Below are 25,927 nucleotides of genomic sequence, written 5' to 3' on the forward strand. Positions count from 1 at the left end.
ATTATCCGTTTTAATTCATAAACCACACAGTCTCACACCACCGATACCTCAGAATAAAGTCGGCTGTTCCCAGTCCGTCCGCCGGACATCTTTTCCCAGATGTTTGAATGCCAATTCCGTCACTTCCCGTCCCCGGGGCGTGCGTTTTATAAATCCTTCCTTGATTAAGAAAGGTTCATAAACTTCTTCCAGGGTACCGGCATCCTCTCCCACTGCTGTCGCAATGGTCGTCAATCCGACAGGTCCCCCTTTGAATTTCTCAATAATGGTCAGAAGAATCTTGTTGTCCATCTCATCCAGACCGTATTTATCGATATTCAAAGCCTCCAACGCGTAACGGGTAATATCCCTGTCGATCTGCCCCGACCCCTTCACCATCGCGAAATCACGCACTCTTCTCAATAATGCATTGGCAATACGCGGAGTGCCACGGCTCCGAGAGGCAATCTCCAACGCAGCCTGACTGGTTATCCCGATATTCAAAATAGCGGCCGAACGGTTGATGATTCCCGACAGCACATCCGTGTCATAATACTCTAGGTGGCAATTAATCCCGAAACGCGCACGCAAAGGAGCCGTCAGCAACCCACTCCGGGTCGTGGCACCGATCAAGGTAAAAGGATTAATCTGTATCTGGACGGAACGAGCCGCCGGTCCCTTGTCCAGCATTATATCTATCCGGTAATCCTCCATTGCAGAGTACAAATACTCCTCCACAATCGGACTCAGCCGGTGAATTTCATCTATAAAAAGGACATCGTTCTCCTCCAAGTTCGTCAACAGTCCCGCCAAATCCCCCGGCTTATCCAATACCGGCCCCGAGGTGATCTTTATACCGACCCCCAGCTCATTCGCGATAATAGCCGACAAGGTCGTCTTCCCCAATCCTGGAGGTCCGTGCAGAATCACATGATCCAGCGACTCCCCCCGCATCTTGGCAGCACTCACGAATATCCGCAAATTCTCCACAATCTTTTTCTGACCCTGAAAATCTTCGAAACTCAAAGGACGCAACGCACGCTCGAACTCCTTATCCGTCTCTTTCAGGCTGTTGTCTCTTATATCAAAATCACCCATATTTTATACATCTGCGTTCAAAAATATAAAAACAATGCCTCTCCTCAAAGTGTTAAAATCGAAAAGTAGCGGAATAATAAACAAATTAAGAGAAGATTAACATTTTACAATAGCTTCCGGATATCTTCCTCTATTTTCCGGATGGCCGCATATTCCCCGTAAGCGATGTTCTTTTTCAGTTGCGAATCCACATTGCGCCGGTTTTTATACAGCGCGGCGATGGCACTCCGGGTACGCCGGCTGCGCTTTTCCCCTTTCAGCAGCATCTTGCACACCTCCTGACACAGGCAGCTGACCATATCATACACATTATGCCCCCGCAGGAACAGATACGCCGTTTCCGGCACGACCCCCAGCTGCGCATATTTCTCCCGGACATGCTGCAGGTCTGCATTCGGATATTTCCGCTCAAAATACACCACCCTCCTCCTCACTTTCATCTCCAGCTCATCGAGTATCCGCTGTCCGTTATCCCCTACGGAAAGCAGCGACTTCCGGGAAGTCATGTTTATATACTGGTTGAAATCGTATTTATTAAAACGGGCCGGATCCGATTTCAGGAAATAAAGATGCCAAATGAAAAGTTCATAGACAATGCAGGAAAAACGGGTCAAAAACCTCCTGAAATCGAACACCCGGTTTGGCACACGGGCGATCCGGCTGCACACCTCGTTCAAACCGGCCGCATAGCAATGGTGGTTTTCAAAAGAATACGTGTATGTCTGCAAGATAAAATGTTCCACATCGATACCCCTTTCATGAAGCAGATAACGGTAATCGCTGTCGATGCAAATAAAAAACTCCCTGCTCAGCGCATGACGGTATTTCAGACACTGCGTCACGCCGCTCGTTTCATGCCCGAACTCATTACGTGATCCCGCCAAAAAATGGAAACGGTCATCGGGACGGAAATGCTTGAGCACCGTACTCCAAAAAATGATGTCGTCCTTATTTTCGACATGCACGGCCGCCCGGCACCGGAACATCTTCGCATCCGAAACAAAACGCCTTGCCAAGCCGGCAAAATACGCCTCTCTGTTTTCACTACCCGCACGTACACCAAACATACTTCAAAAGCTATAACACCTTCTATTTTCTGATTTTCACCAGATCCTCCACGAAAAACAGCTTGTCCCCCCATCCATCACCGAAAAGGCTGGGGGAATGCGTAGAGGTAATAATCTGGCAATACGGATTCAGCTTCCGGATTTCCTCGAACAAACGGTACTGCCATTCTATATGCAACGAAATCTCCGGTTCATCCATCAAAAGAATGTAGGGCTGCTCCTCCATCAGAAACACCCACAACAAGATAATCAACAATTGTTTCTCTCCGGAAGAGAGCTTGTACAGAGGAATAGACTCCTCCCCGTCTTTAAATATCAGGTGATTCGTATGAGGATCGATTTCAATGGTTTTCTGCGTTTTGGCGAACAGACGGTTAACGGTCTCATAAAACATTTTTATCCGTCCGTTGATTTTTCCCGCCTGCTCCGGGAAGTTCGTCGCCTTGAGGCGGTAATCCGAGAAAGAAGGCCGATCGCCGCCGATATTATAGACTATATCGTGAAGTTCATTGTAAAGCTGGCTGTACTCTTTGCCTGCCTTCGGCTTGTCCTTTATAGGAACGTCAAACGTACTGATTTTCAAATAGTGCAACGAAGACAGGCATTTTTTCAAATCAGCGGCCGTCGTTCCGGAGCCGTATTCCATCACAAAATCGTTTATCCCAACTTTCACATTCACCCCGTATGTCTTCAGACGTTTCACGTCTGCCGTAAAAATGGAATCAATGATATTGAAAAGCGTCGTTTTACCGCTGCCATTAATCCCGATCAGGATATTCACGTCCGGATTCAAATTCTCCCAACAAAAATCGTATCTCTTCCAGACATTGCAAATCTCTATGCTATGAATCAAATTCGTTTTCATACACAAGGTCTTTTTACAAAGATATAAAACTAAAAACGAAAAACAGAACGATAAAAACTATATTTTTGTAGTGATTTATCTTAAACACAACGTCTATGAAAGCGCTATACACGATCATATTGCTAATTTTCTCCAATATCTTCATGACCTTCGCTTGGTATGGCCACCTGAAGCTGCAAGAAATGAAGATTACCAACAACTGGCCGCTTATCGGTGTCATCCTGCTCTCGTGGTCCATGGCATTTTTTGAATATTCGCTCCAAATACCAGCCAATCGCATCGGATTTCAAAACAACGGAGGCCCTTTCTCCCTCGTCCAGCTAAAAGTCATACAGGAAGTCATCACCCTGATTATTTTTGCCGTCTTTACCATGATTTTCTTCCAAGGAGAAACCCTAAAATGGAATCACATTGCAGCGGCCATCTGTCTGATTCTCGCCGTATACTTCGTTTTTATGAAATAAAAATGCCCTGTTTCTACGTATGCGGAAACAGGACATTACATCACAAACCAAATAAAAGATTATTCTTCTTTTATCAAATTAAATTTCGTTGAAATCTCTTTTTGTTCAATAACTTGACGAAGATTAAAGCGCCGACGCTGTGTCACATATCCTGCCTTCTCACAAATAACCTCTATCTGAACATTACCCGAGTTATTAAAAGTCAACCCCTTGATATCAAACGTCTCCGTAGATTCATAAGGCGTAGAACCGATAAAATTCTGATTCGTATTTTTCACTTCCGGCGTAGACGACACGACACGAGTGTACACGTCTGCTCCCCGGGGTGTAGATTCCACGAACCAGCGGATAACCGTCGATTCTAATGCGGTATTGCCCTCTCCGGTCACTTGTTTATTCTTTTCAAGTTTCGGGGAAGAAGCCTTTTTCAGGAAAAAGGCAATCCTATCCCAATCCACGTCACGTAAAGCATTGGCATAAGCCGCATTCAATGTCTGTGCCGCCAATGTAAAATCACTGGCACTGCCGTTACGATTAGCTCGTCCGGCTACCAACACATTCGGATATACCAAGGTACGGTTATGGTCTTGAACCTCAACATTAAACTGAACGGTTGCCGACCACCCGATACCGGACAGATAGCTTACATTAAACTCTTTCAAAAGCATCGTCAGCATATAATCCGTTGAAACATCGGCATCCAGATTGAATCCCATAGTCCGCATATAGCGACGGACACTTTCCGGAATAAATGACATTACTTCCGGATTCACAGTCACCTGCGGCAGATAAATCGCACTGGCATCGTATTTCTGCAACACTTTCGTATTGGAACGACCATCTTTTACATAGAGACGAACGCCATAATCCAAATCGACATACTTGTTTGCATCAGCATCCGCCACCAAAGCCAAATTAATTACTTTAGGCGTTGGGCTGACTATTTTACTTGCACCACATGCCATTAAAGCTAACACAACACAGCACATGGTAACATATTTAATACAAAAAGATCGTTTCATAATTAATTATTTGTTTTGAGTTTAACAAGCTTTGCCGTAACCGTTGATTTATAAACGACAACTTTTTTATTAGTTTGTTCTACATTCGTAGTAATCGTAGGCGCTATAACAGCATCAGCCCCCTCTTGTTTTGCAGTATTGATAACCCGATAAATTGCCAATCCTCTAGCAACTTCCTCCGGAGAAAGCGCTGTTGAAACAAAAGGCGCATCCCCAGAAAGATAACCAGCCCTAAAAATTCCACTAAACTTACAATCCCAACCCATTTTGCCATAAGTATATGTTACAGAGAAATCGTCATCTGGACAACTTATTGTATAACTATTGGATTTTTGATAATACATAATAACCGCTTCTGCTGTAATCGTATTCAAAATCTCATAATCGTTCCTCTCAAGATTTAATACCTCCAATGAAGCTGTATTTATTGTATTTACAGCACGAGGAATCAATTTTTTCGTGGTCCACAAGAAGTCAAACATACGGCTGCAAGAATCGAAATAAAAATAATTTTTTTCATATCAATAATTTAAACTGTTATTAGATTAATTTAATTGTCCCAAAAAGTAATGTGCGGATATAAAAAAAGCGTGGACAAAACTTTGCTATCCGTTCTTGAGGTCTTCGACTACCTAGACAACTGAATAAAAAGTAAAGCCCACGCCTGTTGGCGTGAGCGCCTTGCTTTACTCTCAGTTGTCATTTGAAATTGTCGAAGTTTCAAGAACAAGAATACAAGCTAAACGCTTTTTCCAATATTTTAAAATATACGCACTCTCATGCTTTTATTATCCCATAGGCATATAGAATTTGATTTGTCTACAAAAATATAAATCTTAATTAAATTCAACAAACATCATATTTTATAAATACAAAACAAAAAAAGCAACCAGACAACTGATTGCTTTTTCTAACGGAAAATATTGCTTATCCTCGAATAGCTTCGATTCCCGGCAATTCTTTGCCTTCGATATATTCGAGCAAAGCGCCACCGCCGGTGGATACATAGCTTACTTTGTCGGCCAGATGGAACTGGTTGATAGCAGCCACCGAGTCACCGCCGCCGATTAATGAGAAAGCTCCCTTTTCCGTCGCTTTTACGATAGCTTCGGCTATGGCTTTCGTACCTTCGGCGAACTTCGGCATTTCGAACACGCCCACGGGACCGTTCCAGAGAATCGTTTTTGAATTTTCGATGACTTTGGCAAAACGCTCACGAGTTTCCGGACCGACATCCAGACCTTCCCAACCATCGGGAATATTCATCGGATCGCAAACCTGCACATTGGCATCGTTACTGAACGAGTCTCCGATGACAGCCTGGTTAGACAATACCAGATTCACACCTTTTTCCTTGGCAATCCGCAGAATATCCAGAGCCAGGTCGAATTTGTCGGTTTCGCAGATAGAACTGCCGACGTGTCCTCCCAATGCGGCTTTGAAAGTGTACGTCATACCTCCTCCCAAAATCAGATTGTCCACTTTGTCCATCAGGTTCATGATAATATCGATTTTGGAAGAAACCTTGGAACCTCCCATAATAGCCGTAAACGGACGTTTCGGATTCTTCATCACGCTGTCCACCGCTTTCAGTTCACCTTCCATCACATATCCGAACAGCTTGTCGTTCGGGAAATATTTTCCAATCAAGGCCGTAGAAGCATGAGCCCGATGCGCCGTACCGAAAGCATCATTAATCCAGCAATCACCCAAAGAAGCCAGCGTCTCTACAAACTTTTTCTGTGATTCTTTCACAGCAGCCTTCGCAGCTTTTTTCTCTTCATCCGAAGCATCTTCCTTCAATCCGCGCGGTTTGCCTTCTTCCTCCGCATAAAAACGAAGATTCTCCAACAACAACACTTCACCAGGTTTCAATTCGGCAGCTTGTTTCTTTGCGCTTTCGCCAACGCAATCATCGGCAAACTTCACCGGACATCCCAACAATTCTTCCAAATGTTTCAATATGTGTTTCAACGAAAATTTCACATCCACACCTTTGGGGCGTCCCAGGTGTGACATCAGAATCACAGCACCGCCTCCTGCCAAAACCTTTTTAATCGTCGGGACAGCGGCTCTCATACGAGTATCATCCGTAATCTCAAATTTGTCATTCAAAGGCACATTAAAATCTACGCGAATCAATGCTCTTTTACCTTTAAAATCATAAGTGTCAATTGTCTGCATAAAATTATTATTAATAGTAAATGAACTTCCAGAAACTCCTTTCATTCCAAATTTCACACAATAATAAAATATTCTGACGAAAGAGACAAATCCCGCTACGGATATTTTACGTTCAATCGGTAAAAGAGACCACCGTTATTCCGGCACATAAATAATCTCCCCGTTCTCCAGTTCGTAGGCGATGCCGACTTTTTTGCCCCGCTTGCTGGAAGTCTGCTGGTCTTCGGAAGGAGTGTAGCGGTTGATTTTCTCGCCTTCCTTGGTGATGATTTCCATATTTTCCTTGCCGGGGTTTTTCACCATTGTGAAGTCCTCTTTGGAAAACATTTCGGTCATATTGTAGCGGGTGACCAACGCCACCATTAACGCTACGGCAAAGACCATTGCCACGTCGAAGAGGTTGGACACGACGCTAATCGGGTCGCTGTCCTCCTCTTTTTTCAACAGATTACGTCTCATTCCCGGGTGTGTTTTTCGTTCAACAATGCAGCGAGGAACTCCAGGTTGGTCATATCCTGCAGGTACCAGCGCTGTTTTACCTGCTGGGTGAGGAAACCGATTGCCCCGGCAAACAGACCGATGACGGTGGTAGCAAATGCCACCTGCATATTGTAAGCCATTGAGGCAATGTCGCCGGTGGAAAGTCCCACAAGGGCAGGTCCCATAGGTATCAGCGTACCCATTAAGCCTAAAATAGGTCCCAGTTTGGTCAGCGTCTTGGAGGTCGCCAAGTCTTTGTCAGCGGCTATCTCGAAGTTGGCAAGCAAGCGTTGCACCTGTGCGCTACTGTGCCGTGCCTCCAATATGCGACGCATATAAACCACGACCAAAGACGTAGTCTTCGCAGGCAGTTTTTCTGCCAGTTCGTCAACCTTGTCAGGCGTCAGTCCTTCCATTTGCTCCCGGATGATTTTATCCGTCTTCCGAATCGCCATATATTGCCCGAAGAAGCTCCCGACCAGAAGCAGTGCCCGGAAGAAAAGGGCTATCAACAATACCACAACGGGAACGAGCAATCCCGTTGAAATCCAAAACATAATGTCAGAAATCGTATTCATATCGCATAATTGTTTAAAATATTCTTATATCCGTTTTCCTCTCCATTTGCGCCACAGCAGCCCGATAACCGCCCCTGCGGCAAAGATGCCCGCACAGCCGGCGAGCGCCGTCCAGTCCACCGTTGCCGTGCCCTCGATGGCAGTACGGCCGTTCACCGTCGCAATGACGCCCAATATCGCCACCAATGCGTTGGTCAGGAACAGCAGTTCCAGGCGCAGGTCTTCCTCCGGCACCAGCCATTTCACCAGCCATCGGCCTGCCGGCACCACCACCAGCACCACGCCTCCGAATCCCCACGCCACTTGCTGAAAGGAAATGCCCGGCAAGGCGAATATCAGTTGCGTCAGACTGAAAAACAGTACCGGGAATATCAGTATGCCGGGGAACCAGTAGAGCACCTTCCACGCCCACCATACCCGCTTCCCAAGAGGGGAGACGTTCATCGTGTGCACGGTCAGCAGGCAGAACGCCATTTGCAACGCCACTTCGACCGTCAGCACCACGGCGATGTCCAGCATCAGCGCGGAATCGGACAGCCAGTCGGCAATCTGCGTCTTGGACTGCTCGATGGCATACGGCCACGTCAGCACGACAAATACCGCTCCCGCCACCGCCGCCAGCCATACGCCTTTCGTCGGCCAGAAGGTCTGTTTCAACAGAAAGTTGAAAGCCGTCAACAAAATCAATATCCAGATAATCGTATCCATAGGCTTGCATTCGGTTTTATTCCCGGTTTCTCCGTCTTCTCCGCATCAGCAGCACCAGTCCCACCAGCGCAATCACCACTCCGGCGCCAATCCACGGTGCGCCTACCTGCGTCTTGTGCGCTTCCGGCGCCCGGTTCAGTTCCTCTTTTTTCATTACCACGCCTTTGTCGTTCACGGCAGACTCGCGGATTTTGGCAATGCTTTCCTTGTATTGCGCCGCGGTGGCCGGGTCGGTTTTCGAAGCGATGAAGTCGCGCAGTTTCGCATTGTCGCACACGAAGCCCGAGCAGGAGGGGCGGTATTTGTTCAGCAACTCGGTATGCAGGCGTACCAGTTCGGCAATCTGCTGTTCGCTGGCATTCCACATTCCTTTGCGGACGGTTTCAAGCATCACCGCCGTCATTTCCTCCAAGGCGGCAGGGTTCTTCTGCTCGAAGTATTTCTGCACACCCAAATTGAATTTGTCTTTGACATATACGTCATATATGTCGTCCCACAACTCCTTGTCGACCACTTGCGGCTTCATCACGTTCCACCCGTAGGTGTTGCGGACGGTTTCTGCAAATGTTCCCGCGGAAGATGCCTCGCCTTTCATCTTCTCGCGAATGTAGGCGGGGTTCAATATCGTGGTGCGCGATTCCACGCCGATGGATTCCTTCAGTTCCTGCATCCGGTTGTTGTTGCGGTTGCGGTAGTCGCTGAAATAGGCGTCGGGGTCCTTGCCGGTCACGTTGCGCACGGCAAGGTTCATACCGCCCATAAACTCGTACACGTGGTCGAGGCTCAGGGCGCCCCAGGTGTTGCTCTGCCGGGGCTGTACCACCACGTCCGTGCGGGTGAGCGCCGCCTCGAAGGCATATTTCCGGAAGGCTTCCCAGTTCTTCTCGCTGCCGTAGAAAGCCCCCATATTGTTCAGGTAGACCGAGGCGATTTCCGATTCGTCCTCCCAGCGGTCGCCGGCTTCCACCATCCCCTGGATGCCTGTTCCATAGCCGCCGTTCGCTCCGCCGAATACGCGGAAGGAAGCCATTTCGCGTGCCTCTTTCGGCGACAGTCCTTTCTCGGTCAGCGCCTTTTCCGCTTCGACCACGCCTGCTGCCACCTGATTTTCAAAGCGGTCGTCCTTTGCCGCAGCCGCCATTTCAACGGCACGGTTGACCAGAAACAGACGGGAAGCCGCCAAGTCGCGCAACTGGCCGGAGGTCTGCACCACCACGTCGATGCGCGGACGTCCCAATTCCGCCGACGGTATCAGCTTCAAGTCGCTCACCCGCCCGAAGGCATCGCGCACGGGTTCCACGCCCAGCATATAAAGCACCTGGGCTATCGTCGCTCCGCCCGTTTCGATGAATTCGCCGGACCAAAGGGTGTAGCTCACTTTCTTCGGGTATTCGCCATTGTGGCGTTTGCGATACATATCTATCGTGCTCTTCGCCAATTGCACGCCTTTTTCCCACGCCGCCTCAGTGGGCGTTTCCTCGGCATTGATGGCAAACATATTGCGTCCCGTGGGCAGCGTGTTCGGATTCACAATCGGATCACCGCCGGGCGAAGGTGCCGTGTAGCCGCCGTTCAGGGCGTTCAGCATCGAGGCCAGTTCGTTTTCGGGACTCGTCAGCAATTGTTTCCGGTAATTGCCGATGTTCCGCACGGTTCTTTCCACTTCGGATACAGCGAGGGCAAAATCGATTTCCTCTTTCGTATATTCTTTTTTATGTCCTGCCATAGCGGACATCATCGCAGACATACCTCCGCCACGTTGGTTTTCCGGTTGGCGGGCTTCCGGTTTTTTACCTTTCATCGCCGCTTCCATTCGCTTCAATGCCTCCGGATTGGCACCCATTTTCTTCGCCATTGCCAATGCCACCGACGGGTTCGTTTCGCCGTCCTTTTCTTTTGTCTTCGCTTGCATAGCGGCAGGCATTTTCGGTTGTTCCTTTCGAGGTGCGTTGTCCTCCTGCATTGCCAGCATCATCGCCAACATTCCTTTGGGGGCGTTGCGTTCGGCAACGATTTCCCGCGCCTTTGCCAGTTCCGTGGCGGTAATGCCGGCAATCCGGCAAATTTGTGCGTCCGTAACAGGCGCAGACTGCTTCAACTGCTGTCCCACCAACTCACGGGCAGGATTCAGGTAGCGCTGTGCGAACAACGATTTGTGTTTCAGCAAGCGTTCGTCTGCCTTGCCTCGCTGTTTGTCAAGCGTCAACAGACTGTAAGCTATCGGTTCCGTCGCCATAGAGTAAACGGACGAGGTAATTCGCTCCGGTTCGTAGGGCACGCCCATTGTGTACAACTGTCCGGTAATCTTTTCCGCCGCCAGTTCCTCCGCAAAGTTCTCGATGCGCAGGATGTCCTCCTCCGTATAAGGCACGGTCAGCACGCTGTCCAGTCCCAGTTCGCGGTGGATGCCCAGCTTCACCGTCGCCTCCTTGACCGCCAGCGACGCCTTTTCCAAGGCAGTGGCATTCACGCCTTCTTCCGCGCCCAAGCGGGTGTTGTAGACTTTCACCTTTTCCATAAGGTCGCGGTAAACGCCCCGCACACTACTCTCCAAGAAAGGTGGCGTCAAGTAGGACTGCAGACCAGCATAGGAGCGACGTTTGGCAATCATACCTTCTCCCACGTTGCCAATGGAGTAGATGTAGAAATGAGGCACAGCGCCCACCAGACGGTCAGACCAGTCGTTACTGCTCAGCGCCACCTGTTTCCGGGGCGTGAACTCCAGACTTCCGTGCGTTCCGAAATGAATCAGGGCATCCGCCTTGAAGCCGTGCTGCATCCACAGGTAGGAGGCGATGTAGGTGTGCGGGGGAGCCATATTCGTGCCGTGCACCACCTGGAAAGAGTTATCGCCTGCTCCGGCGGCATTCTGCGGCATCAACACCACGTTCCCGAATTGCAGGCGCGCCACGCCCAACCGTCCGTCAGGCGTCACCATATAGCTACCGGGGAACTCCCCGTTGGCAGCCACCACTTCCGCGTATTTCTCCGGCCGTAACGATACCTTCACCCAGCCCTCGTACTGCTCTTTCGTAATCAGTTCCGGATGACCGCTTTTCATAAATTCGTCGAAAGCCCCTTCGGCATAGGTGCCGAAAACGGCGCCCTGCGACATAATCATCTTTTCCAGTCCCTTGTAGTCGGCAGGCAGTCCGTCCACGCGGTAGCCCTCCGCCTTCATCCTGCGCAACAGGTTGTAGAGCGAGGGAGCCACTTCCATACCGCCCGCCGTCATCGCGTTCTGACCGGGACCCTTGTAGTAATAGATTGCCACCCGCTTTTCGCTATTGGGTTTCTTTTTCAGGTTCAGGTAATTGTTCACGTTCCGCACGAAAGTTTCCAGCCGTTCCGGCACGGCAAACGAGTGTCGCAACCCCTCTTTGTCCTTGTATTGCGCAAAGAGGGCAAACGTGCGGACGGCACCGTCGATTTCGGGCGTCACCACGCTTTGCGACAGGAATCCGCCCGACATTCCCATAGGATCCGCCTCCCATTCCTCCACGAGACTGTTGACCGTCAGCGGCGAGAAGAGCAGGATGTTTTTCCTTTTCAGAAATTCCACCATTCGGTCGCCCATACGTCCGTGCGCCATATTGATGACGGCATCGGGATTGATTTCTTCCAGAAAGCCCATAATTTTCCGCAGGGAGGAGACCGGATAAACGTTGTAACCCTCCGCCTCCAATGCCGCAATCAGTCCGGTGGCATCCGCCATTTGTCCGGTCACCGCGATGCGACGCGCGCCTTCCTTGTATAGTCCGTTTTCTTTCAAAAACCGCTCGTATTCCGCTACCGTCGTGAACTCTGCTTCTTCATCAGGGCGTTGCACGTCCACGTGATACAGGATGTCGGAAGCCCGCTCCACCGGTTCGCCGACTTCGGGCGTGTGCCCTATCTTGCCGTCTATCTCCTTGCGGATATAATTCAGCAGGTTCCGGTAATTCTTCCGTCCTCCTCCGCCGAGATAAGCTGCCAGCCGGGCGACGTGCAGGGAATCCGTGCTACAGATGTTATTAGCGGGATTCGTCGCCATAGTGGTATAGACCGGCACGCCGCGTTCGGCGGCACGCTGTATCTGCTCGCGCTGTTCGGCAACGATGCTCAGTCCCATACCGTTCACGAACACCATATCATACCCCGTCAGTTTGTCCAGTTCGTCCGTCCCCACCTCGTACACCTTCACCTTGGGGTTGTCGTTCGCCTTGGCGATGCTTCCCATAGAAATGGTCTGGAAGTTCACGAATGCCACCCGCGTCACGCCGAACCAGGTGTTGTATATCCATACGCCCAACAACACCGCCACGAGCACGACCGCAATCAATAGTCTCTCCTTTTTCATATTTATTCGTTTAAAGTTTCAACAAATCCGCCAGGTTGATGCCCAGCGTGCCCACCACCTCGATGCCCCGTTGCGGGATGACCGAGGAATCGGTAGCGGCGTTCTTCGCCTTGAAATTCATCAGGTTGTTCAATCCCAGCGCCAACCGGAATCCGCGGGGGAAGCGCGCCCCCAGGTTGAGGTCGACGGAAGTATAAGCGTAGTAGGGCGTCAGCACGTAATTGCCGTCGTCGTCCTTGTTCCATACGTCCACTTTCGACAGCCATCGGCCGTTCAGCGCCGCCGAAGTTCTCACCTTGCCCACCTGTCGCGCATAATTCGCCGTAAAGGTCAGGCTGTGGGGACGGAACACGGAAGTGTTATACCCTTCCCTGTCGGCGTGGGTGTTCACGTAGGAGTAGGAGGCGTTCAGTGTAAATCCGCCGTCCAGTCGCACCTGTCCCATAACGTCCACGCCGGTTTTCCGGCTGCTCTCGTGGTTATAATACTTTTGCGCCAGCGTGCCGTCTTCCTCCTCGTATGTTCCCAGGTAAATCTCGTTCCGGTATTTCGTGTAATAGCCCGATACCGAGCCGTTGAACACGCCTTTCGTGTATTCCACGGAGAGCGTCCCCTGGTGGCTCTCCTCGGGTTTCAAATCCTCGTTGCCGTAAATCATAAAGCCGAAGCCACCCATTGGGTAAGCGGAATGCAATTCTTTCAGCGTCGGCAGGCGGAAGCCCATACCGTAGCCACCACGCAACGACAGTCCCGCCCAACGGTACATCAGCGAAATGTTGGGGCTGGGGTGGAAGCCGTAATGGGAATGGCAGTCGGAACGCACGCCTGCCACCAGACTGAACGCCTCGTTCGCTTTCCACTCTTCCTGCACGTACAGCACGTAGTTTTGTTGCGTATAGTCCAATAATGAATTATCATCAAACCAATAATGGTGCATTTTTTGCGTATTCACCTCCACGCCCGCCGTCAGCGTATGGCGCTCCGCCAGTTTGCCGGAATAATTCAAACGTGCCGTATTCGTAAGGTCTTGCATTGTTTTCCGGTCGGGAAAGCCGTCCGAATAGACCTCTTTTTTCACGTAATTGTCCAGCATATAGGAAAATGTCAGCAAATGATTTTCATCCAATAAATAGTTCAATTTTGGATTAATTGTCAGCGTGGAAAAACGGTCCTGTATCCCGTCCAGCTCGTAAGGGTTCTGCAAGTTGTTGCGGTAATACCCCACGGACATTTCCGCTTTCAGCGCATCCGTGAACGAGTAACCGAGACGCTCGTTGAGCGACCACACGTCGTAGCCCAGCACCACGGACGAACCCCGCGCGGAGGTGTCCCGCCAGACGGAATCCCGTCCGTGTACCTCCTGCACCTGCCCCTCTTGGTCTTCTACCTCGTAAGGGTCGCTCTTGCGGTACGAAAAGGTCGTATAGGAAGAAAAACGGTTCAGTTTCGTCCCCACGGAAGCGGAATACTTCATCTCGTCCCTGCTGCCGACACGGGCGCTGAGGTCTGCCGTGAAAGGCCGGTCGGCGTTCTTCGTGATGATGTTCACCACGCCGCCCATCGCCTGCGCCCCATAGAGCGCGGACATTGCCCCCTTCACCACCTCGATGCGGGCAATGTTGTCCACGTCGATGCGCTCGAAGTCAATGTTGCCATTCGCCCCTTCTCCGCCAATCCGCTCCCCATCCACGAGGAACAGCACATAGCCGCCTTCCGCCCCCTGAAATTTCAGTGTCGGGAGGTTCGAGCCATGCGCCTTACCAAATTGCAGCCCTGGCAAGGCAAACTCCAGCAGGTTCCGAAAATCCAGCGGATTAATCTGCTTGATTTCCCGCTCGGAAACCACCCGTGTCAGCACGGGCACCTCCTTCAGCGGTTTCGGTGTCCGCGTGCCGGTAATCACCACCTCGTCCAGCGAATTGCGCGCCGGCTCCAGGCGAATCGTCAGGTCGGCATCCTCTTTCCCCTCCCACACGTATTCCTGCGGCTTGTAGCCCGTAAAGCTGAAACACAGTATCTGCTGTCCGCTTTTGCGCAACGCCAGCACGAATTCGCCCTTCGCATTCGTTCCTGCCCCGACGGTCGTTCCCTTCAACCAGACGGAAGCACCCGGCAAAGGTGCTCCCGTTTCGTCCAATACCACTCCCCGGACGGTGGCGACCGTCGCCGGAGCAATCTCTTCCTCCGCCCGGACGGACAACGTCGCCAAAGAAAATATGAACCACAACAGTCCGCGCATCGTCATTTCAATTCACCGTAAACAAATCTGGCAGCCGTCTTGCCTCCGTAGGTGTAGGCGGAGAACTGCATTTTCCACGTTTTGCCGTTCACCTTTACAACAAATACGTTGTCGTTCAATTCATAGGTATAGGGAGGCATCGTACCCGTAGGGGTGGCAATCACCCAACGCCCCAGTTCCTCGTTCAGCTTCACGTCCTGATACCCCACGAAACCGCTCATCATCTGGCTCATATCCGCCATAACGGAACCTTCCGCATCCGCCACCATTCCCCCGTCCGCCGGTACATCGGCAAGCGTAACGGCATCGAAATTCTTCGTGCTCAATTCTTTCACCAGACCGCCGTTTGTCCGCATATCGTATTTGTGCACGGCAATGTCCCACTTCAGCACCTTTTCCGCCTCGGCATCCACTTCGTAAACGTAGCCGTCGCCCTCCGCTTTCTTCTGTATCGTCAACACGACCGTATCTTCGGTGCTAAAATTGAAATAGGTCCATTCATTGTATTCATTCGCCATAACCGTCGCTTCTCCTTCGATTTTCTTGTCGTCGTCATCGCTACACCCTGTAAACGCCAGACCACCCAACAGCAGTCCGCACACTAAAACATTCAGCTTTTTCATTTTATCATTGATTTTAATAATTAATATTTCCTCGTTATTTAGAACGTGTCAAAAGTATATCGTCACCTAACCGCAAACAATCCCTAAAAATTGTGAATTCACATTCGGAGAGATACCAAAATATAATGAGATCAATAAAAAAGCTGTCCGGCACAGGAAAGCATATTTCTCTCCTACACCGGACAGCCTTTATTTTAAACAAGCCTTTGGGGCTATGTCTATTATTTACTTGTCAGTACTTTTATAAAATTAGTTGCATACAATAACGAATTATTCCGATGAAAGAGATAATTTACATGGGCAAAGAAGGCAGGGCATTGACAAAATGATACACCCGTTCGGAAATGCCGGCGACAATGGCTGCCGTGGCCTCAGGCGATTCGGAGGAGTCTTTGACAAAGACGGCGATGCTGTAAGAATGAAAGTTGGGAAGCCGCCATACATACCCTATGTCATTCACTGCAATAAGTAATCCCTGCGCATTACGGTCACCGGTTCCGGTTTTATGCCCGAATACCACCTGCGTATGAAGCAAAGGTGCTGCCAAGCGGTCACGCCCTGTTGCGCATGTTTCCATCAAACTGAAAATATATTCCAGATATTCCTGTTCCGGTAACTCATGAGTACGCACGTATTCAATGAGACCAACGGCATCAAGCGGCGACGTGCAATTGGCATAACAACGCATGATATTCCGATGCATCTGTTCTTCATTATAACGAATGACGACATCATTTATCCCCAGACTACGTATGTAACGTTCCGTTGCCCGTACTCCCCCGAAACGACGGAATAAAACATCGCAGGCATTGTTATCGCTCTGTTGCATCGTGTAACGCAACAATTCCCGTACGGGAAGCGTCACATCTCCTTCAGGAAAGCTATCGCGCAACGGGCTGTACGTATCCGGCAACAGCTCTTTCCGGCGAATATGAATCCGTTCATCAAGTGATATTCCCTTACGATGCAAGCGATTTATTACGGCAAGTGCCTGATGAAATTTAAAAACGCTCAACAACGGATAATCCGCCCGATTGTTTACGAGTACCGTATCCATGTGGTCTATAATAACCGCTATACCGATTTGCGCCCGATAATTTCCGGCAAATGCAGCCAATTCCTCCTGCAATTGGTCCGCTTGTGCCTCCACTGTCAAGGGAAGCAATAAAAGCAAGAAAACCGGTAAAAACAATTGTCTCATATCTATCAAATTAACGGAGACAAAGATAATCTATTCCTAGGATATTCCGCATGTTCAAAAGCATTTCCATCCTTGTTTTGTAGTAATCACTCCCTATTCATTTCCTGTTTATCTCGTGATTATTTCGTGTATTTACAGGTAATAATTATGATTTTATTAAAATAATAGTTAGTTTTGTCTGCCATAGATTAACTACAGAACAGCTATCGAATAAAAAGATTTATATGAAAGTACGCGATTTAAATGCAGGACTGGTCAGCGGCAAAATGGGGAATCTGATATATTATGTGATGGATGGCAAGCAGTATGTGCGCCGAGCGGCTCTTCCGGGTAAGAAACGGAAATCCGAGAAGGAAGGGTTTCATCCGGTACATCAGGAACAGATGAACCGTTTTTCTATTGTGCAGGCCTTTTATTCTTTTTTCAGGGAAAGGGTATGCGAAAGTATTTGGAAGACGGCGGCACGAAGTGCCCATTGCCGGGCAAATAATCTTTTTCACCGACTAAACAGTCCCTGTTTCAATGGTGCCGGAGAGCTGGTGGACTTTACAACATTCCGGTTTTCATATGGTGAGTTGCTGTTACCGAGGAATGTAAATATTACACAAGAAGGCGATGTCTATCGGGTGACATGGGAGGATGAACGAAGCGGTACGCTGACGGCAGCGGATGACAAATTGTGTGTCGGGGTCATTTATGAATCTTTAGCTTTAGGACCCAAATGGGTAAAAGAAGTCTGTGGACAGCGGGGTGATATGCAAGGGACGTTCCGGTTAGACAATCCGGCAGAAGGGGCAAAGCATATTTATTGTTTTTTCGGCAGAGAAGATGAAACGGCGTATTCCGAAAGTCTGCATTTTAAACTGGAGTGATATTTTTATATATGAATACCCACGAACAATATATGCACAAGGCGTTGGATGAGGCGGCTGCGGCCGCCGAAGAGGGAGAGATTCCGGTGGGGGCGGTGATGGTATGCAAGGGGAAAATCATTGCCCGCGCCCACAATGAGACGGAGAAACTGAATGATGTAACGGCTCATGCGGAAATGCTCGCCATTACGATGGCGACATCGGCATTAGGGGGCAAATATCTGAACGAATGTACGCTTTACGTGACACTGGAACCTTGCGTTATGTGTGCCGGCGCCCTGGCATGGGCGCAGCTCGGAGAACTTGTTTACGGTGCTTCCGACCCCAAACGCGGTTTCAGTCGGATCACGCCTTCTTTGCTGCATCCAAAGACAAAGGTTACGGCCGGTATTTTGGAAAAAAAGTGCAGCGAGCCTCTTTTGACATTTTTCAAAGAGAAACGATGATGGCTCCCGCTTTTTCAAGTTGTTCCCAATAACCGGGAAAAGATTTGGCTACCACTTCTTTGTCACGAATAATCAATCCGGGCATGTGCCATGCTGCCGGAGCAAATGCCATCGCCATCCGGTGGTCTTGATAAGTATTGATTTCTCTTTGCTTTACCTCTCCACAAGCACCATCCCATCTCAAGTTGTTGTCTCCTTCCGCTTGCAAATGATACCCCAATTTTTCCAGTTCCGTCGTTAATGCGGCTATCCGGTCGGTTTCTTTTATCCGCAAGGTACGAAGTCCGGTAAATTGAAATGGTATCTTTTTTAAACAACACGCTACCGTAAAGGACTGAACTAAGTCCGGCATATCAGTAAAATCATGCTCTAATGCGGGAGCTGCCGTTTCCCGGGCCTTCAGCCGAACGGCTTCTGTTCCAAAAAAAGTCTCCACGCCCAATTTATCCCACAGTCTGGTTTGTTGCGCATCCCCTTGCAGGCTGTCTGCCGTCAATCCGGGCAAGCGGAATTCGCCTTTACCTGCCACAGCGAGCAATTCGTAGAAGTAGGAAGCACTGCTCCAATCCGCTTCAACGGCAAAGGGATGCGGTGTATAAGAACAGGGAGGGATGATGATTGTATTTTCCCGAAGTTGCACGTCCGCTCCGAATTGCCGCATTATTGCAGCTGTCATCGTAATGTAAGCACGGGATACAACCTGCCCTTTCAATTGCAAGACCAATCCTTTTTCCATGTAAGGGGCTACCATCATCAGCGCCGATATGTATTGACTGCTTACCGATGCCGGGATTTCCATTTCTCCTCCTTGTAAATAAGAGCCTTGAATAATCAACGGGGGGAAACCTTCTTTTTCTTTGTATTCTATTCTTGCTCCCAAGCGGTTTAAGGCATCGACCAATACGGCAATAGGACGTTCTTTCATTCTTGCCGACCCGGTTATTTCCCATATCCCGACAATTCGTGCCAGATATGCCGTGAGAAAGCGCATTGCCGTACCCGCATGCCCGACATCAAAGCAGGAAGTATCCGAATTTAATATTTTCAACATGACCGCCGTATCATCGCAATCGGAGAGATTATGTACCGGTATCACACTATCGGCCAACGCATTAATTATCAACACCCGATTGGAGATACTTTTGGATGCGGGAAGTGTGATTGTTGTTCCGGCTGTATCCGCTGTGGCAAAAGAAAGCGTTATATCCATTTCTTCAATCCGTTTTCGGTAATACGCTTAACGCTGTCATTATTTCTTCCCGGGAGCAATAATTATCTATCACCGGTTTACCAATGTCTTCCAATAGAGTGAAATTAACTCCTTTGCCCTGGTTCTTTTTGTCATGAAGCATCCGTTCGTAGAGGAGTTCTGAAGAGAGCGAGAAGGTGTATTCCGGATATAAATCCAATATAAACTGTCTGACCCGATTATAAATATCGCGACTGAATCCCATTTTCAAGACCGAAAGATATAGTTCTGCGATTATTCCGTAAGCCACTGCATCTCCGTGATAAAATTCCGCCTGTTCCCGCATGGCAATACTTTCCAAAGCATGCCCTACCGTATGTCCGAAGTTCAGTATTTTACGCAATCCCCGCTCGGTCGGATCCGTCTTGACAACTCTTTCTTTAAAGTTTACGGATTCTTCCACCAGGCATAAAAATTCTCTGTCGGATGTATCTATTTCCCGGGATGTAAGAAGTTTTCTTAAATGCCGTCCGCCGGAAAGTAATCCGTGTTTTAACATTTCGGCAAAACCGGAAAGGAGTTGCCGGCGGGGCAATGTTTTCAAGAAACAAGGGGCAATGATAACTGCTTCCGGCAAGGAGAATGTGCCTATTTCATTTTTCAAGCCATTGAAGTCTATGCCGGTTTTCCCTCCAACGGATGCGTCAATCTGGGCTAATAAAGTGGTAGGTATGTTGATGAATTTTATCCCCCTTTTAAAGCAGGAGGCGGCAAATCCTCCCATGTCCGTAACCATTCCTCCACCAAGGTTTATCAACAGGGCGTCTCTCCGCGCTCCCTGCTCGGAAAGCCGCCGCCATATCATTTCCACACTTGCCAGTGATTTATGGTTTTCGCCCGCCGGAACGACGATAAGATGCTCCGGAGTTATTTTGTCATTATTTAGCACCGGCAAGCAATCATGGCTGGTATTTTCATCCATCAGGATGAAAATCTGTCCGGCTTCGCATTTTTCCAGCAGTCGAATTAATTCCGCCCGAATATCCGATGTGAATAAGACCAAACTCATTTTTCTAAATTTGAAACAAAGATAAAAGCGCCGTTCTTTTTTTCATCGATTTTCAGATATTTTTCCGTAAATTTGTTATATAACCTTAATTTTTCCGAACAATGAGCCATGAAAGTTCCCTCCATACGCAAGTAGGCGTTACATTTTTACCCAAACTGAATTCACGGGTGTACATTCCTTTATTCGAGGCTTGCGGAGGTTTTGAAGGATTCTTTCTGGAAAGTGATGCCGCCCTGAATGCGCTTTATCCGAAATTTCATCTTAAAAAGGATTGTTTTAACCGGAAGCAGGCTTTAGAAAGGGCGAAAAGAGAACTCGAATATATTGACCGTCTGGCCATTCGGGTTTGCAGTACAGAACATTACCAGTATCCTTTTTTATTAGGCCAATGCGAGGATGCCCCTTTGGTATTTTATTACAAAGGGGAATTATATACGGATGACAGGCAGTATATCGCAATAGTAGGTACCCGTAAAGCATCCGTACATTGCCGTTGCCGCGTGGAACGGATTATTGAAGAATTACATACCTTTTGTCCGTCTCTGGTTACGGTAAGCGGGCTGGCTTTCGGCATTGATATTACGGCTCACCAAGCGAGCCTGAAATACGATGTTCCCACGTATGCGGTTTTAGGGCACGGTTTGCACACCATCTACCCTGCCTCTCATAAAAATCTTGCGGAAAAGATTGTTGCCCAAAAGGGTGCGTTGATTACGGAGTTTCCTTGTCTCAGTTCTATTTTCCCTGCCAATTTTTTACAACGCAACCGGATTATTGCCGGACTTTGCCAAGCGACTTTTATCGCGGAGTCCGCCGTAAAAGGAGGTGCCATGGCTACCGCCCGGATTGCCCAATCGTATGCCCGGGAGGTTATGGCACTACCCGGCCGCCCGGAAGATAGCATGTCTGCCGGATGTAATTGGCTTATCAAGCAGAATATTGCCGCTTTAGTAGAGAACGGGAAGGATATTGCTCAAATCATGGGAATCAACACAGAACTCCCCGCTCTTTCACAAGATGAAAAACCGACGTTGTTTCCCGACGATTCTCCGGAAGCTATTGTCCTCCGTATCCTGACGGAACATCAAGGACTGGATATTGACCGGTTGAGTATATATAGTCAAATACCCATGGGTAAATTGTCCGCCCTTTTGACAAAGCTGGAACTGGAAGAACATATTCTTGCCCTGCCCGGGAAAAATTATATTATAAAGTAAATTAAAAAAATAGATGTAAATATTTTGGGATATTAAATAAATAGGTAATTTTGAAGCGCTGAAAACGTTTGTGTTTTCAATCCAAAAGTTAGTCGTTTATTACGCAAAGATTAAAGTTATACCACATGAGAGCAGAAATTAAAGAATTCATGGATGCCTTAAAGGCAAAGACTGTAGGTGAGACCGAATTTCACCAAGCTGTAGAAGAAGTTATTGAGACGGTATGGGATACCTATCAGGCTAATCCGAAATACAAGGCCAATAAGATTCTGGAAAAGATGGTTGAACCTGAAAGAGTAATCATGTTCAGAGTTCCATGGATTGACGATAAAGGTGAAGTACAAATCAACCGGGGCTATCGTGTACAATTCAACAGTGCTATCGGCCCGTACAAGGGAGGTTTACGTTTCCACCCGTCTGTAACGCTTGGTGGATTAAAATTCTTAGGTTTTGAACAAACTTTCAAAAATTCTTTGACTACTTTGCCGATGGGCGGTGGTAAAGGTGGTTCTGACTTCAATCCGAAAGGAAAATCAGACAATGAAGTAATGCGTTTCTGCCAAAGTTTTATGACGGAACTTTGCAAACATATCGGCGCCGATACGGATGTACCTGCCGGAGATATCGGGGTAGGTGGACGTGAAATCGGCTATTTGTTCGGCCAATACAAGAGAATCCGCAATGAGTTTGTCGGCGTATTGACAGGCAAGAACAGAGAGTTCGGCGGTTCCCGTGTTCGTCCGGAGGCTACGGGTTACGGTACGGTGTATTTCGCTCAACATATGTTGAAAGAAAAAGGACAGGAAATCAAAGGCAAGACGGTGGCTATCTCCGGTTTCGGTAATGTGGCTTGGGGTGCTGCACAGAAACTTGTTCAATTGGGAGCTAAATTAGTTACCATTTCCGGTCCGGACGGATATATTTATGACGAGAAAGGCATCACACAGGAAGGTGTTGATTATATGCTTGAATTACGTGCCAGCAACAATGATGTTGTTGAACCGTATGCAAAGAAATTCGGTGCCAAGTTCTTCGCTAAGAAGAAACCGTGGGAAGTAAAATGCGACATCGCTTTCCCATGCGCAATCCAGAACGAATTGAATGAAGAAGACGCAAAACAATTGGTTGCCAACGGTTGCCAAATGGTTGTAGAAACTTCCAATATGGGTTGCACGGCAGAAGCTGTAAAATACTTGAATTCCCACATCTCTTTTGCACCGGGTAAGGCTGCCAATGCGGGAGGTGTTGCCGTGTCCGGTTTGGAAATGAGCCAAAACTCCATGCGTTATAGTTGGACAGCAGAAGAAGTAGATCAAAAACTGTCCCAAATCATGAAAGACATTCATGATACTTGTGTTAAATTCGGCAAGACCGGAGATAAGATTGACTATGTAAAAGGAGCAAACATCGGCGGCTTTATCAAAGTTGCAGAAGCGATGTGCGCCCAAGGACATGTATAATAAACCATGTAAATTCCCATTAGATGGTAGAGACCTGTCTGACCGCGAGGTTGGGCGGGTCTCGTTTTTTTATTTCAGCTATGTTTATTGATACACATTCGCACATTTACGGCGAGGAATTCAAAGATGAGCGCAAAGAGGTAGTCGAACGGGCAAAAGCTGCCGGAGTAGAAAGGATTATCCTGCCCGATATTGACGAGACAACCCGTTCCGCGATGCTGGAGTTGTCGGAAGAATATCCGGGGATGATGTTTCCCACTATAGGACTACATCCCACATCAGTCAATGAAGATTATAAAACCGAATTAAAGAAAGTGGAGAAAGCATTAGGGGAACATCGATTTTACGGCATAGGAGAATGCGGTATTGATTTGTATTGGGATAAGACTTATTATAAAGAACAGTTTCATGCATTTTCTTATCAATTGGGCCTGGCAAAAGAGACCAATCTGCCTGTAATTATCCATTCCCGGGATTCCTTGAACGAGATCTTTAAAGCGTTAAAGCCGTATCCTTATATAAAAGGTGTTTTTCATTGCTTCCCAGGTAATGCAGAAGAGGCACGACGAGTTATCGGCGACGGTTTTATGCTGGGTATCGGAGGGGTAGTGACATTTAAAAACAGTCCTATGGCACAAGTTGTACAAGAAGTCGGTATCGGCTCTCTGCTTTTGGAAACCGATTCGCCTTATCTGACACCTGTACCTCATCGAGGAAAGAGAAATGAAAGTGCCTATATTCCCATTATCGCGCAAAAAATAGCCGAATTAACTCAAACCGATTTGAAAAAAGTTCAGGAGGTTACGAGTCAAAATGCGATGAATTTATTTACTTTGTGATACCAACAATAAGAATAAATGGAAAAATCAGTCCTTATCATATATACCGGCGGTACTATCGGAATGATTAATAATCCGGAGACGGGCGCATTGTCACCATTCAATTTTGAACAGATTGTTCAAGAGGTGCCGGAGATTAAAGAGTTCGGCTTTACTATAGACAGTTATACGTTACCGGAAATTATAGATTCTTCGGATGTCAGAACTTGTCTGTGGAAAGAGCTCTGCCAGATTATTATAAAACATTACGATGATTATTGCGGATTTGTTATTCTGCACGGTACGGACACAATGGCCTATTCCGCCTCGGCACTTAGTTTCATGCTATCCAACCTGACAAAACCTGTTGTTTTTACAGGTTCCCAATTACCTATCGGCACAATCCGGACAGATGGCCGGGAGAATTTGATTGCCGCTCTGGAGATTGCAGCCGCTTACAATAATGACAAGGCTATTGTTCCGGAAGTATGTATTCTTTTCGGTGATAAATTATTCCGAGGGAATCGCACGACTAAAATTAACTCGGAGAGTTTTGACGCTTTCCAATCAACCAATTATCCGCCGTTGGCAGAAATCGGCATTCACATCCATTACAATTACGACGCAATAGATTATTCGCCCCGGATGGCACCTGTTTCGGCTTTTTGCGAAATGGATACTCATATTGTCATCTTAAAATTGTTTCCGGGTATCCGTCCGGAGGTCATGGAGGCTATCCTCCGCATTCCCAATTTAAAAGGTGTAGTCTTAGAGAGTTACGGTGCCGGGAATGCTCCTTCCAATGCTCAATTTCTGACATTTATCCAAGAAGCTATTCAGAAAGGTATTATTATTTACAATGTGACCCAATGCCAGGGAGGAGCAGTTGAAATGGGACGCTATGAAACGAGCAGAAATTTATTAAACATCGGAGTTTCAAGCGGATATGACATTACCACAGAAGCTGCTGTCTGTAAAATGATGTATTTATTAGGACAAGGAAAAGACGCTAATGAAATTAAAAAAAGATTAAATTCTCCCCTGAAAGGAGAAATTACGATAAATCGTGTTGGGTTTTAACATTTTTTTTGTACCTTGCCCCCATTATTTGAAGTCTCCTGTATAGGAAACGTTGTAAATTTCAAAAGAGAGAATATATAGAGTTAAATTTTAATTTTTTATAAACTAAAAATCAGTTAAATTGATCATGAGAAAATTATTCGCACTCATAGCAGTTTTAGGAATGCTTACATTCGGAGCATCATCTATGCTTAAAGCACAAGAAGCAACAGAAGCTACGGAAACCGAACAGGTTGAAACAACAACCACGGTTATTAGTTCAAGCGACGAAGATGTTGTAGAAAGTACGAGTTTGCACGCAGCAATCAAACAGAAATTCATCGAAGGTGGTGCCGGATTTATGGCAGCCGTTATTCTTTGCTTGATTTTCGGTTTGGCTATTGCTATTGAAAGAGTTATTTATTTGAACTTGTCTGATACCAACACCAAGAAATTAGTTGCCGGTGTTGAAGACGCTTTGAACAATGGCGGTGTTGAAGCAGCAAAAGATTATTGCCGTAATCAAAGAGGTCCTGTTGCCAGCATTTTCTATCAAGGTTTGATGCGCTATGACCAAGGTGTAGACATGGTTGAAAAATCAGTTGTATCTTACGGTTCTGTACAGATGGGTCTTTTGGAAAAAGGTTTGACCTGGATTTCTTTGTTCATCGCTATCGCTCCGATGATGGGATTCTTGGGAACTGTAATCGGTATGATCGAAGCCTTCGATAATATTCAGGCAGCAGGTGATATGAGCCCGGCATTGGTTGCAGGAGGTATCAAGGTTGCTTTGATTACAACCGTAGGTGGTTTGATCGTAGCTATGATTCTTCAGGTATTCTTCAACTACTGTAATTCAAAAATCGAAGGCATTGTAAACAATATGGAAGATGCTTCCGTTAGTTTGTTGGATATCTTAGTAAAATACAATCAAAAAAATAAATAATAAC

The 25,927-nt window shown here is 47.7% G+C and carries 23 protein-coding genes and 1 pseudogene; 8 read left to right on the forward strand and 16 right to left on the reverse strand.

Going from position 1 to position 25,927, the window contains the following annotated elements; translation table 11 throughout:
- Nucleotides 1-48: 48 nt before the first annotated feature.
- The 3 genes from ruvB to NFR61_RS04230 all read right to left on the reverse strand — a co-directional run bounded on the left by ruvB (nucleotide 49) and on the right by NFR61_RS04230 (nucleotide 3,009).
- Nucleotides 49-1,077 carry a Holliday junction branch migration DNA helicase RuvB gene (ruvB, locus tag NFR61_RS04220; RefSeq protein WP_251620916.1) on the reverse strand — a complete coding sequence of 343 codons (1,029 nt, stop codon included), beginning with the start codon at nucleotides 1,075-1,077 and terminating at the stop codon, nucleotides 49-51.
- A 104-nt stretch (nucleotides 1,078-1,181) separates the two neighbouring features.
- Nucleotides 1,182-2,144 carry a DUF4435 domain-containing protein gene (locus NFR61_RS04225; RefSeq protein WP_251620918.1) on the reverse strand — a complete coding sequence of 321 codons (963 nt, stop codon included), beginning with the start codon at nucleotides 2,142-2,144 and terminating at the stop codon, nucleotides 1,182-1,184.
- 22 nt (nucleotides 2,145-2,166) lie between these two features.
- The gene (locus tag NFR61_RS04230) at nucleotides 2,167-3,009 is read right to left on the reverse strand and encodes an AAA family ATPase (RefSeq protein ID WP_251620920.1); all 843 of its coding nucleotides are present in this window, start codon (nucleotides 3,007-3,009) and stop codon (nucleotides 2,167-2,169) included.
- Nucleotides 3,010-3,104: 95 nt separating this feature from the next.
- Between NFR61_RS04230 and NFR61_RS04235 the strand changes: the two genes are divergently transcribed.
- Entirely contained in the window at nucleotides 3,105-3,473 is a 369-nt protein-coding gene (locus NFR61_RS04235; RefSeq protein WP_251620922.1) for a DMT family protein, read from the forward strand.
- A gap of 59 nt (nucleotides 3,474-3,532) precedes the next feature.
- Here NFR61_RS04235 and NFR61_RS04240 read toward each other — a convergent pair whose 3' ends face one another.
- From NFR61_RS04240 to bla, 11 genes and pseudogenes are all read right to left on the reverse strand, one after another.
- Entirely contained in the window at nucleotides 3,533-4,495 is a 963-nt protein-coding gene (locus NFR61_RS04240; protein ID WP_251620924.1) for a hypothetical protein, read from the reverse strand.
- A 2-nt stretch (nucleotides 4,496-4,497) separates the two neighbouring features.
- Nucleotides 4,498-4,908, reverse strand: a complete 411-nt coding sequence (locus NFR61_RS04245; protein ID WP_251620926.1) for a hypothetical protein — start codon at nucleotides 4,906-4,908, stop codon at nucleotides 4,498-4,500.
- 514 nt (nucleotides 4,909-5,422) lie between these two features.
- Nucleotides 5,423-6,679 carry a phosphoglycerate kinase gene (locus NFR61_RS04250; RefSeq protein WP_251620928.1) on the reverse strand — a complete coding sequence of 419 codons (1,257 nt, stop codon included), beginning with the start codon at nucleotides 6,677-6,679 and terminating at the stop codon, nucleotides 5,423-5,425.
- Nucleotides 6,680-6,814: 135 nt separating this feature from the next.
- Nucleotides 6,815-7,138, reverse strand: a complete 324-nt coding sequence (locus NFR61_RS04255; protein ID WP_251620930.1) for a DUF2149 domain-containing protein — start codon at nucleotides 7,136-7,138, stop codon at nucleotides 6,815-6,817.
- Nucleotides 7,135-7,737, reverse strand: coding sequence for a MotA/TolQ/ExbB proton channel family protein (locus NFR61_RS04260; protein ID WP_251620932.1), 603 nt, complete (start codon nucleotides 7,735-7,737; stop codon nucleotides 7,135-7,137). The genes NFR61_RS04255 and NFR61_RS04260 overlap by 4 nt, the downstream gene beginning before the upstream one ends.
- A 24-nt stretch (nucleotides 7,738-7,761) precedes the next feature.
- Complete coding sequence (locus NFR61_RS04265) at nucleotides 7,762-8,445, reverse strand: hypothetical protein (protein WP_251620934.1); 684 nt, start codon at nucleotides 8,443-8,445, stop codon at nucleotides 7,762-7,764.
- Nucleotides 8,446-8,461: 16 nt separating this feature from the next.
- The gene (locus tag NFR61_RS04270) at nucleotides 8,462-12,784 is read right to left on the reverse strand and encodes a cobaltochelatase subunit CobN (protein ID WP_251620936.1); all 4,323 of its coding nucleotides are present in this window, start codon (nucleotides 12,782-12,784) and stop codon (nucleotides 8,462-8,464) included.
- Between the two features lie 10 nt (nucleotides 12,785-12,794).
- Nucleotides 12,795-14,372, reverse strand: a complete 1,578-nt coding sequence (locus NFR61_RS04275; protein WP_251620938.1) for a TonB-dependent receptor plug domain-containing protein — start codon at nucleotides 14,370-14,372, stop codon at nucleotides 12,795-12,797.
- Between the two features lie 21 nt (nucleotides 14,373-14,393).
- Nucleotides 14,394-15,029 (reverse strand): annotated as a pseudogene (locus NFR61_RS11220) (carboxypeptidase-like regulatory domain-containing protein); the annotation flags it as partial.
- The gene (locus NFR61_RS04285) at nucleotides 15,026-15,646 is read right to left on the reverse strand and encodes an HmuY family protein (protein WP_251620942.1); all 621 of its coding nucleotides are present in this window, start codon (nucleotides 15,644-15,646) and stop codon (nucleotides 15,026-15,028) included. The gene NFR61_RS04285 and the pseudogene NFR61_RS11220, both read right to left, overlap by 4 nt.
- A 292-nt stretch (nucleotides 15,647-15,938) precedes the next feature.
- Nucleotides 15,939-16,847 (reverse strand): class A beta-lactamase, encoded by a 909-nt coding sequence (gene bla, locus NFR61_RS04290; RefSeq protein WP_251620944.1) that lies wholly within the window; start codon nucleotides 16,845-16,847, stop codon nucleotides 15,939-15,941.
- A 224-nt stretch (nucleotides 16,848-17,071) separates the two neighbouring features.
- Between bla and NFR61_RS04295 the strand changes: the two genes are divergently transcribed.
- Nucleotides 17,072-17,719: a hypothetical protein gene (locus NFR61_RS04295; RefSeq protein WP_251620946.1), complete on the forward strand. Its 648-nt coding sequence runs from the start codon at nucleotides 17,072-17,074 to the stop codon at nucleotides 17,717-17,719.
- An 11-nt stretch (nucleotides 17,720-17,730) separates the two neighbouring features.
- Complete coding sequence (locus NFR61_RS04300; RefSeq protein ID WP_251620948.1) at nucleotides 17,731-18,165, forward strand: nucleoside deaminase; 435 nt, start codon at nucleotides 17,731-17,733, stop codon at nucleotides 18,163-18,165.
- Here NFR61_RS04300 and NFR61_RS04305 read toward each other — a convergent pair.
- Nucleotides 18,149-19,375, reverse strand: coding sequence for a 3-phosphoshikimate 1-carboxyvinyltransferase (locus tag NFR61_RS04305; protein WP_251620952.1), 1,227 nt, complete (start codon nucleotides 19,373-19,375; stop codon nucleotides 18,149-18,151). The two genes, NFR61_RS04300 and NFR61_RS04305, sit on opposite strands and share 17 nt — an antisense overlap.
- A gap of 4 nt (nucleotides 19,376-19,379) precedes the next feature.
- A complete protein-coding gene (gene aroB, locus NFR61_RS04310) occupies nucleotides 19,380-20,423 on the reverse strand; it encodes a 3-dehydroquinate synthase (protein ID WP_251620953.1) in 1,044 nt (347 codons plus the stop codon).
- Between the two features lie 101 nt (nucleotides 20,424-20,524).
- Here aroB and dprA point away from each other — a divergent pair, with 101 nt between their 5' ends.
- From dprA to NFR61_RS04335, 5 genes are all read left to right on the forward strand, one after another.
- Nucleotides 20,525-21,640 carry a DNA-processing protein DprA gene (gene dprA / locus NFR61_RS04315; protein ID WP_251620955.1) on the forward strand — a complete coding sequence of 372 codons (1,116 nt, stop codon included), beginning with the start codon at nucleotides 20,525-20,527 and terminating at the stop codon, nucleotides 21,638-21,640.
- Between the two features lie 125 nt (nucleotides 21,641-21,765).
- Nucleotides 21,766-23,100 carry an NADP-specific glutamate dehydrogenase gene (gdhA, locus tag NFR61_RS04320; RefSeq protein ID WP_251620957.1) on the forward strand — a complete coding sequence of 445 codons (1,335 nt, stop codon included), beginning with the start codon at nucleotides 21,766-21,768 and terminating at the stop codon, nucleotides 23,098-23,100.
- Between the two features lie 80 nt (nucleotides 23,101-23,180).
- Nucleotides 23,181-23,939: a TatD family hydrolase gene (locus tag NFR61_RS04325; RefSeq protein ID WP_251621006.1), complete on the forward strand. Its 759-nt coding sequence runs from the start codon at nucleotides 23,181-23,183 to the stop codon at nucleotides 23,937-23,939.
- Nucleotides 23,940-23,957: 18 nt separating this feature from the next.
- Complete coding sequence (locus NFR61_RS04330; protein WP_251620959.1) at nucleotides 23,958-24,998, forward strand: asparaginase; 1,041 nt, start codon at nucleotides 23,958-23,960, stop codon at nucleotides 24,996-24,998.
- A 127-nt stretch (nucleotides 24,999-25,125) separates the two neighbouring features.
- Complete coding sequence (locus NFR61_RS04335; RefSeq protein WP_251620961.1) at nucleotides 25,126-25,923, forward strand: MotA/TolQ/ExbB proton channel family protein; 798 nt, start codon at nucleotides 25,126-25,128, stop codon at nucleotides 25,921-25,923.
- The last annotated feature ends 4 nt before the right edge of the window (nucleotides 25,924-25,927 follow it).

The organism is Odoribacter lunatus, from assembly GCF_943193135.1.
Lineage (GTDB): Bacteria > Bacteroidota > Bacteroidia > Bacteroidales > Marinifilaceae > Culturomica > Culturomica lunata.

Bases quoted from the DNA above. Each gene is read 5' to 3' on its own strand.
- NFR61_RS04270 (WP_251620936.1), bottom strand. From the start codon at position 12,784: ATGAAAAAGGAGAGACTATTGATTGCGGTCGTGCTCGTGGCGGTGTTG.
- dprA (WP_251620955.1), top strand. From the start codon at position 20,525: ATGAGCCATGAAAGTTCCCTCCATACGCAAGTAGGCGTTACATTTTTA.
- NFR61_RS04295 (WP_251620946.1), top strand. From the start codon at position 17,072: ATGAAAGTACGCGATTTAAATGCAGGACTGGTCAGCGGCAAAATGGGG.
- gdhA (WP_251620957.1), top strand. From the start codon at position 21,766: ATGAGAGCAGAAATTAAAGAATTCATGGATGCCTTAAAGGCAAAGACT.
- NFR61_RS04305 (WP_251620952.1), bottom strand. From the start codon at position 19,375: ATGGATATAACGCTTTCTTTTGCCACAGCGGATACAGCCGGAACAACA.
- NFR61_RS04235 (WP_251620922.1), top strand. From the start codon at position 3,105: ATGAAAGCGCTATACACGATCATATTGCTAATTTTCTCCAATATCTTC.
- ruvB (WP_251620916.1), bottom strand. From the start codon at position 1,077: ATGGGTGATTTTGATATAAGAGACAACAGCCTGAAAGAGACGGATAAG.
- NFR61_RS04335 (WP_251620961.1), top strand. From the start codon at position 25,126: ATGAGAAAATTATTCGCACTCATAGCAGTTTTAGGAATGCTTACATTC.
- NFR61_RS04230 (WP_251620920.1), bottom strand. From the start codon at position 3,009: ATGAAAACGAATTTGATTCATAGCATAGAGATTTGCAATGTCTGGAAG.
- NFR61_RS04250 (WP_251620928.1), bottom strand. From the start codon at position 6,679: ATGCAGACAATTGACACTTATGATTTTAAAGGTAAAAGAGCATTGATT.
- NFR61_RS04260 (WP_251620932.1), bottom strand. From the start codon at position 7,737: ATGAATACGATTTCTGACATTATGTTTTGGATTTCAACGGGATTGCTC.
- NFR61_RS04225 (WP_251620918.1), bottom strand. From the start codon at position 2,144: ATGTTTGGTGTACGTGCGGGTAGTGAAAACAGAGAGGCGTATTTTGCC.
- NFR61_RS04265 (WP_251620934.1), bottom strand. From the start codon at position 8,445: ATGGATACGATTATCTGGATATTGATTTTGTTGACGGCTTTCAACTTT.
- NFR61_RS04330 (WP_251620959.1), top strand. From the start codon at position 23,958: ATGGAAAAATCAGTCCTTATCATATATACCGGCGGTACTATCGGAATG.
- NFR61_RS04240 (WP_251620924.1), bottom strand. From the start codon at position 4,495: ATGAAACGATCTTTTTGTATTAAATATGTTACCATGTGCTGTGTTGTG.
- NFR61_RS04285 (WP_251620942.1), bottom strand. From the start codon at position 15,646: ATGAAAAAGCTGAATGTTTTAGTGTGCGGACTGCTGTTGGGTGGTCTG.
- bla (WP_251620944.1), bottom strand. From the start codon at position 16,847: ATGAGACAATTGTTTTTACCGGTTTTCTTGCTTTTATTGCTTCCCTTG.
- NFR61_RS04300 (WP_251620948.1), top strand. From the start codon at position 17,731: ATGAATACCCACGAACAATATATGCACAAGGCGTTGGATGAGGCGGCT.
- NFR61_RS04325 (WP_251621006.1), top strand. From the start codon at position 23,181: ATGTTTATTGATACACATTCGCACATTTACGGCGAGGAATTCAAAGAT.
- aroB (WP_251620953.1), bottom strand. From the start codon at position 20,423: ATGAGTTTGGTCTTATTCACATCGGATATTCGGGCGGAATTAATTCGA.
- NFR61_RS04255 (WP_251620930.1), bottom strand. From the start codon at position 7,138: ATGAGACGTAATCTGTTGAAAAAAGAGGAGGACAGCGACCCGATTAGC.
- NFR61_RS04275 (WP_251620938.1), bottom strand. From the start codon at position 14,372: ATGTCCGCGCTCTATGGGGCGCAGGCGATGGGCGGCGTGGTGAACATC.